A 3,620-nucleotide genomic window follows, 5' to 3' on the forward strand; every position below is an offset into this window, starting at 1 on the left:
ACCGGGCGGTCGCCATAGTAGTCATAAGGAAACACATGAACATGCAGGTCTGTGGTTTCCATAAGGCGGATATGTGCCGATCCCTCTTTTGCGAGGACGGAATATGGGTGGAGCGCGGCGGTAAAACCGGTTGCTGCGACCCCGGTCAACAGCGCGCGGCGAGAAAGGGAAAAATCGTTGGATTTGGCCATTTGTGGCTCCCTGAAGCTGGAACAGGTTGGGTGTCGGAATGCCCGCAAGGCGTTTGAGAAAACAGAGCACTACCGCTTCAGACGAAGAGATCACCCTAGCGCAATCGAATGCGCGGTGCAGCAGTAAATTGAGTTCTTATCGCCAAACTCCGATCGGAATTATGACAGGTCGGCGGGAAGGGAAGGTATCAGAGTTTCGCAGTCAGCGCGGAACCGCCGGTTTTCCCTAACTTCCGATTTTTGCCGCCATGACGGAGATGGTCTGCACGTAAACGCTCGCCTTGTTCCATTCCCTCAAGACACGATAATTCGTCGTGCCCGGGCCCCAGGGTTGACCGCGCCGCCAGCCTTTCTTGGCAAGGTAATTAGCGGTCGATGCAAGAACATCCGGGACTGACCTGATCAGGTCCCGGCGGCCATCGCGGTCATAGTCCACCGCATATTTGACGTAAGACGAAGCCAGAAACTGCGTCTGGCCGATTTCTCCCGCCCAGGCACCGCGCATTTCGGCAGGTGACATGTCGCGTCTTTGAACAATGATCAACGCCGCGACCAGTTCGTTGGTGAAGAACTTGCTCCGGCGGCAATCATAGGCAAGCGTGGCCAGCGACTGAAGAACAGGCATATTGCCGATGTAACCGCCATAATTGGTTTCCAGCCCCCAGATCGCCAGAATAACTGGCGCGGGCACACCATATTTACGCTCCACGGCCTTGAAGATCCTGCCATAGGTCTGGCCAAGTTTTTGACCTCTGCGGATCATCGCGTTGTTGACGCGCTTTGCATAAAACTGTTCGAAACTGAGTTTGAAGGATTTTTGATTACGGTCGAGCCTGACGACTTTCGAGCTGTATTTCACGTTTTGCAGGGCGGATTGAACGGTTCTTTGATTAAGCCCGTATCGGGAAGAATTGGCTATAAAAGAATCCCGCCAGGTGTTGAAGCCAGCTGGTCCATTCCCGCAATTGGCGGCCTGTGCTCCGATGGTACTGACAAGAAATGATCCGAGAAAAACAAGTGTCGAGAAACGCATGAAACCTCACCGGATTTTATAACATCCTGTCTCATACTAACCGAAATTTACGCCGCGTCATATTTGAATAAGCGAAAACGAGAACGGGCACGGCACTCGGGGAGCGAGATACCGTGCCCGTCGTCAGCCGCAACCGGAAGAGTTTCTAGAACACTCTACCGGTTGCTGGCCGGGGGACTGTCATTCAAGAGCCGGCAAGAGCCGGATCAGAACGGGAGAAGGATATCCAGAACCTGGTTACCGACACGTGGTTGCTGGACATTGGTGATCTGACCGCGTCCGCCATAACCGATGCGGGCTTCGGCAATCTGCTCACTGGCAATCCGGTTGTTCGCTGTTATGTCTTCAGGACGAACAATACCGGCAACGATCAGTTCACGGACTTCGAAGTTCACACGGATCTCCTGCCGTCCTTCGATCACAAGATTGCCGTTTGGCAAGACCTGCGTGACAACTGCGGCAATGTTGGTCTGCAGCGTTTCTTCCCTGTCGACACTGCCATTGCCTTCAAAGCTGGAGTTGCTGTTGACGTTGGCCAGATCGCTGGCGGCCATGCCGGCCGGCAGGAAGATCGTGTCGATTGCGGTGCCGAGGGCGCCGCCGACGCCTGAGCCATTTGCTTCCGTTCTGCTGCGTTCGGTCGTGTTTTCGATTTCCGCTTCATCATTGATCGTCACGACAACCGTCAGAATGTCACCGACCTGACTTGCCCGCTGGTCCTTGAAGAAGGCGCGACTGCCGGATTGCCAAAGGGAATTCGGGTTGTAGTGGGCCTGCTGCGGTTCGGGCATGGGCATTTGCACCGGGCGATACCCGGGAGTGGTGGTCGGATCCTGAATGGCGTTGAGGCTTGGCTGCTGTCCGACATTTGCAAGTTTGTCGGCTGTGCCGCATCCCGTTGCGAGGGTGGCCAGAGCAATGCTTGCCAGCAGCCGTTTGGCCGAAAGGCTTTTGGTAAGAGAGGAAGGCATTAGTTGGCCTCGCTGTTCAGGCTTGCGACAATCGGATTGGCGGCGTGAACACGCACATGACCGCGGGAGAGAATGGTGGCCGGCACGATGCGCCGGGACTGGAGGTTCATCACGTCAATGACATCGCCCTTGGCGCCCTCGTCGAGCGCCTGTGCACGAGATGTCAGCTTCATTCCCGGCATCAGGAAGGTGACGGTGACTTTCTCGTTGCGCTCGATCAGGATCGGATGTTGAAAGTCTTTGCGGGCCAGGGGAGCATTGGCACGGATGTTGGCTTTTGCCTGCTTGCCGATGATCGCTTCTGGGTCGGTCAACGCACCGGACGGCACGTTTCTGCGTGTCACGCGGACTGTGACGAGGTCATCCTCTTTCAGGATGTCACCACGGCGAAGTGGCTGAGCGAGTGCGATCACGTCAATCATTTCGGTGGCAACACCGGAAAAGGTCAGCGCTTCGGTGCCAAATTCAACCGCGACCGATGCATAAATCGTGAACCGGCCACTTGCCTGGGACCAGTCGACGCTGTCGACCCGAACCGGATCGTGCACCTTGGGGTCGGCCAGGACACGCTCGGGAGCCTGAAGCAATTTGACTTCAAGCATCTTGGGATCAACACCGGCATGACGCTGGGCAAGGGCTGTCCGGGCAAGACCTTCCAGATCGTCACGTTCAAGTTTCTTTGCACCGCGGTGAACGACGACGGTTCGGAGGCCGTCCGTGCCAGCCTGTGTCAAACCTGCTGCCTTGGCGCGTTCCGCCACCAGTTCTGCCAGGACGTTTCCAGACGTTCCCATATCTGGTGACCGGAAAAGAGGTTTGGAGGCGAGGGCACCTGTGTTGGAATAGAAATCCCCGACAGTGACGATTTCGGAAAGCGTCATTACCTGCGACCGCAGAACCGGTGGATTGTCCTCCGCTGTTGCATGGCCGGCGAAACCCACCATCAGGAGGCCGAATGCTGCTTTGAGAAATTGCTTCATCATCTCAGCTCCCCGGGTTAACGCAGGTTGGTCGTGGTGGAGTACATCTCGTCGGCGGCCTGGATGATCTGGGAATTCATCTCGTAGGCACGCTGGGCGGAGATCAGATCTGCAATCTCCGTCACCGCGTCGACATTGGCCATTTCCAGGAAATACTGCTGTACGCTGCCGAAGCCGTTATCGCTTGGATTGCCGGTTTCCGGCGCACCGCTCGCGTCGGTCTCCAGGAACAGGTTGTCGCCGATGGCATCAAGCCCGGCCTTGTTCACGAAGCGGGCAAGCTGGATCTGGCCAAGCTGAACAGTATTGCCGTTCTGGTCGACACCCTGAACTTCACCGGTGTTGGAAATGGTGATGTCCTGTGTGGTTTCCGGAATTGTGATGCCTGGGTTGACGGTGTATCCGTCGATGGTCACCAACTGGCCGTCTGCGTCCCGCTCGAACG

5 protein-coding genes are annotated in these 3,620 nt (G+C 56.5%); all 5 read right to left on the bottom strand.

The window, feature by feature from the left end:
- Nucleotides 1-191 (bottom strand): hypothetical protein (locus K5905_RS29915; RefSeq protein WP_297591311.1); only part of this gene is annotated, 191 nt, incomplete at its 3' end.
- A gap of 226 nt (nt 192-417) precedes the next feature.
- Nucleotides 418-1,224: a lytic transglycosylase domain-containing protein gene (locus K5905_RS29920; RefSeq protein ID WP_297591313.1), complete on the bottom strand. Its 807-nt coding sequence runs from the start codon at nt 1,222-1,224 to the stop codon at nt 418-420.
- A gap of 206 nt (nt 1,225-1,430) precedes the next feature.
- Complete coding sequence (flgH, locus tag K5905_RS29925) at nt 1,431-2,195, bottom strand: flagellar basal body L-ring protein FlgH (protein ID WP_297591315.1); 765 nt, start codon at nt 2,193-2,195, stop codon at nt 1,431-1,433.
- Nucleotides 2,195-3,175 carry a flagellar basal body P-ring formation chaperone FlgA gene (flgA, locus tag K5905_RS29930; protein ID WP_297591316.1) on the bottom strand — a complete coding sequence of 327 codons (981 nt, stop codon included), beginning with the start codon at nt 3,173-3,175 and terminating at the stop codon, nt 2,195-2,197. Before flgA ends, flgH begins: the two co-directional genes overlap by 1 nt.
- Nucleotides 3,176-3,192: 17 nt before the next feature.
- Nucleotides 3,193-3,620, bottom strand: a 428-nt coding sequence (locus K5905_RS29935) for a flagellar hook-basal body protein (RefSeq protein WP_297591317.1), incomplete at its 5' end; no start/stop codon positions are given.

The sequence above is a fragment of the Roseibium sp. genome (assembly GCF_025698965.1).
Classification (GTDB): Bacteria; Pseudomonadota; Alphaproteobacteria; order Rhizobiales; family Stappiaceae; genus Roseibium.